Source organism: Moorena sp. SIO3B2, assembly GCF_010692525.1.
GTDB lineage: Bacteria > Cyanobacteriota > Cyanobacteriia > Cyanobacteriales > Coleofasciculaceae > Moorena > Moorena producens.
On the sequence record NZ_JAAHHE010000523.1, the window covers coordinates 1 to 3,551 of the forward strand.

General features: G+C 42.6%; 5 protein-coding genes and 1 pseudogene. All 6 read left to right on the forward strand.

Annotation, left to right across the window (positions count from 1 at the left end):
* A partial coding sequence (locus tag F6K38_RS37345; RefSeq protein ID WP_287360051.1) for a hypothetical protein occupies positions 1-984 on the forward strand: 984 nt, incomplete at its 5' end.
* On the forward strand, positions 926-2,287 hold the full coding sequence (locus F6K38_RS37350; RefSeq protein ID WP_008184433.1) for a vWA domain-containing protein: 1,362 nt from the start codon (positions 926-928) through the stop codon (positions 2,285-2,287). The genes F6K38_RS37345 and F6K38_RS37350, both read left to right, overlap by 59 nt.
* Before the next feature lie 73 nt (positions 2,288-2,360).
* Entirely contained in the window at positions 2,361-2,588 is a 228-nt protein-coding gene (locus tag F6K38_RS37355) for a hypothetical protein (RefSeq protein WP_131826922.1), read from the forward strand.
* Between the two features lie 144 nt (positions 2,589-2,732).
* Positions 2,733-3,104 carry a hypothetical protein gene (locus F6K38_RS37360; protein ID WP_287265650.1) on the forward strand — a complete coding sequence of 124 codons (372 nt, stop codon included), beginning with the start codon at positions 2,733-2,735 and terminating at the stop codon, positions 3,102-3,104.
* A gap of 139 nt (positions 3,105-3,243) precedes the next feature.
* A complete protein-coding gene (locus F6K38_RS37365) occupies positions 3,244-3,393 on the forward strand; it encodes a hypothetical protein (protein ID WP_154659747.1) in 150 nt (49 codons plus the stop codon).
* Between the two features lie 15 nt (positions 3,394-3,408).
* Positions 3,409-3,551: pseudogene (locus F6K38_RS44605) on the forward strand (VWA domain-containing protein); the annotation flags it as partial.

Sequence of the window (3,551 nt, forward strand, 5' to 3'; positions counted from 1 at the left end):
ATTGTCCTATTTCCGTGCATTGCTATCTCCTTAGCCGTGGGGATGGTAATTAATGAAATCTTTATTAGTAACCCCACCAGACTTAAACTAAACCTCCGCATTGCCAAAATTCCGATCCTGATTGCTGTTGGCTTAGGAATTATCATCGGTTTAATTTCTGGAGTGATTTACCAAATCCTGTTATTATCTCCTATTCCAGGAATTATAATTAGACTCCTAAGTTGGCTCTTAATAGGGAGCTCAGTAGGCTTGGCAGAGGGACTGACTTGGTGGTGGCGCAGTGTGGAAGCAGGGGATCCCAAACGCTTCCAAGAACGGTTAAGAACTAGTATGATTGCGGCTAGTGGTGCAGCGTTAGTTGCTGCTCTACTGTTTGAATCGATCCGCCCACTGTTGAGTGAGATCGAAAACAGAGGTTTTGAAGACCCTCTAGGATTCTCGATTTTAGGCTTGGTGCTAGGTTTAGTATTTAGCATTACCAATTCACCAAGTTATATGGCAGCACTGAGAGCAGGTGGTGGTTTTGAATACACCGGACCTAACTATGAAGATAGTGAGCCAGGGGTGATCACCGTAAATAATCCTTTTCCCTATATCAATAAGTCTCTACTAAAATTTGTCAGTAACAGTAAAGCCGATGAAATCGAAGAGGGGTTGTCAATTCAATTACCTGCTACTGGCACGATTAGAATTGGCTCTGCTGTCAAACAGGTAAACCATAAAGGAGGCTCGGATATTTATTTGCCTGGATTGCCACTCCATGTAGCAGACATAGTACTGAAGCAGCGCCAAGCAATTTTATCTCCCAATCCCCTACATTTCAATACTATCGAAATTAACGGTAAACCCTTGAAAACCCGCGAAGATATTGTTTTGAAACATAACCATGTCTTGACGTTTAATAGCCTTTATCCAGGAGGGAAAAATGAAGAAAAAATCTATCGCTTTGTCTACTACAATCGTTTCTTTGACCCGCAAGCTTAGTTTACTAATATTGTGTGCCGGTTGCTTTAGTTATCCTAGTGGAGTACAGGCACAAGAAGCGAAAATCCTTAATGCCACCGTTGAGGATGAACAGGTCAAAATTCGCATCCAAGTCAAAAATGAATATGACCAACCTGTCACCAACCTCACCGATGAAAATTTCCAGGTCTATGTAAATAATGATAAAGTTACCTTTAAGCCCAAGCATTGGAAAAATCCGACAAAAGCTGAGCAGCCTTCGGCCTGGATTATCTTCCTACTGGACATGAGTGGCAGTATGGCCAAGCCCGATAAACCAGGCTCTAGCCAAAGCAAACTGGAGGGAGCCACTGCAGCGATGCGAGAATTTATCAAAAATACAGCAGATCGCAGTAGTCATACTCAAGTAGCAATTGTTCCCTTTGGTGAACCCCATCCCAAAAATTGCCCCAAGGGTGGCTATCCTGTTAATCAAGCCACACTCAATAAATTTTTTCCTGTAGGAGACTCCGAACTCCAAAACTATCTTGGTGAGCTTGCCAGTAAAAAACCCTGTGCTGCCACTAATGTCTACAAACCCCTTACTGAAGCAGTAAATTTCTTAAGTGAGCAAAGAGGTGACCCTCGCTTCTATCCGAAAAAAGAGAAATTCTGGCAACCTCAGCCTCAACAGCCCCGGCTTTCGATTATTCTTCTATCTGATGGTTATCACAGTACATCGGCAACCAAAGAAGCAGAAGAGCAGGAATTTGAAACACTCAAGAGACTGATCAAAGTCAATGATAATATTATTGTGCATACTTTGGGGTATGGCTTAAAACCTCGAGAGTTAGCCGAGAAGTATAAAAACAATGGCTTTTCTAAACAAGAAGCAACAAGGGAAGACGTTTTTTATACTGAGGGTGGCAAGAAAAAATTGCCACCAAACAAAGTACCAGAAGAAGAGTTTGTAGACCGCGATCGCATAGACGAAATTTCCAGGATTACGGGAGGAATTTGTAAAATTTCGGGGGATGCTCAGGCTCTTGGCAAGTCCTTGAAAGTATTCCTTGATGCTCTGCTCGGTGAGTATGAAATCACCTACAATGACCCCAACCCGATACGGGCGGAAAGGCATCAGGTTCAGGTTAAAGTTGATTCCCGACATGTTTCCACAGAACGCTCTGAACCTAAACCTTACAGAATTACCTCCTTTGGATGGTCACTTCCTTTACCGATCAGACTGACCATGTTTCTGGGTACTTTCGTGGTCATGGGAGTTGGAGGTGCAGTGCCATTTTACTTATGGGGACAATATCTAAAGCGAGAGGAACTTGAAGATTAATATATCAAAGAGAACAGGGAGTCGGGAGTCGGGAGTCGGGAGCGGTGCGACCCGTGGCGAATTTAATAATTAGATGCGGAAAGCGCACCGAGGGAGTCGGGAGTCGGCAGTCGGGAGTCGGGAAAAGGTAACAAAAATTCTCACAATTCCGACACGGATTGGTATTACAGGTCTTGGTGGCGAGTGTGGGAAATTGGGCGCGATGTTCCTTCGGAACCGCTTCGCGAACGCATCATCTCCAGCACAAGCGGTAGAGTTTTCTTCCTGGTCTAGTTCACAACTACACCATTATAATTACTAACCCTATCTGGAAGGAGCCAAACAATCTTGTTTCCCGATTCCCGATTCCCGATTCCCGATTCCCGATTCCCGATTCCCGATTCCCGATTCCCGATTCCCGATTCCCGATTCCCTAAAAAAAAACCCAATCGATAACTCCTATAAAATGGTAAACTATACATTCATTCTCCATATAAATAATATAGAAGATGAATACAGCTATGCCATTAATTTAGACAAAAGCCAGGAAGATAATCCCGATTTATTTTTCACTAAATCAGAGCGAGAAAAACTGAGAAATTGGTTTCAAGAGCAAAGCCTATACAAAATTAATGATGATAACCTTAATAAAATCATAGAAACCTGGATAAAAGACATAGAAGAAGGCTTTAGAGACAGTTCAATTACTATGGCTTTACCTTTACTGATTAGTCAGATGAAAGAAGCCGGTAATCAAGAAATACCCCATCCAATTTACCCAGATTTGTCTGGGATAGAACCTATTTCAGGAATGTTACCGCCGTTGAATTTTAATTAGAATTATTGTAGAAGTAGGGAACAGGGAACAGGGAGTAGGGAGTAGGGAGTAGGGAGTAGGAAGTCAAGAATATGGCATCAAAAATTATCACAATTAATTCATTTATTATCTCTAGATTTAGACAGCGTTTTTAATAACTATGAGGTACATAGAATTTTTTCCCGGTTCCCGATTCCCGATTCCCGATTCCCGATTCCCGATTCCCGATTCCCGATTCCCGATTCCCGATTCCCGATTCCCGATTCCCGGTTCCCTTTTTAGTTCAATCCTATGTTCACAACTCAAATAAAAACCCTATACAACAATGAGTAATCCACCCCTATATGTAACAATTACTCCTCATCGTGAATTTCTGCCTGCGGATACCCCAGACCAGAAACTATTTGTGATGTTGAAACTGCGACCGACCAAAGAAGTAGCAGTCGAGCTACCCTCAACTAGTTTTGC

What these genes read in the sequence shown, in the direction of transcription:
- F6K38_RS37350 (WP_008184433.1), top strand. Translation starts at nt 926, where the DNA reads ATGAAGAAAAAATCTATCGCTTTGTCTACTACAATCGTTTCTTTGACC.
- F6K38_RS37355 (WP_131826922.1), top strand. Translation starts at nt 2,361, where the DNA reads ATGCGGAAAGCGCACCGAGGGAGTCGGGAGTCGGCAGTCGGGAGTCGG.
- F6K38_RS37360 (WP_287265650.1), top strand. Translation starts at nt 2,733, where the DNA reads ATGGTAAACTATACATTCATTCTCCATATAAATAATATAGAAGATGAA.
- F6K38_RS37365 (WP_154659747.1), top strand. Translation starts at nt 3,244, where the DNA reads ATGAGGTACATAGAATTTTTTCCCGGTTCCCGATTCCCGATTCCCGAT.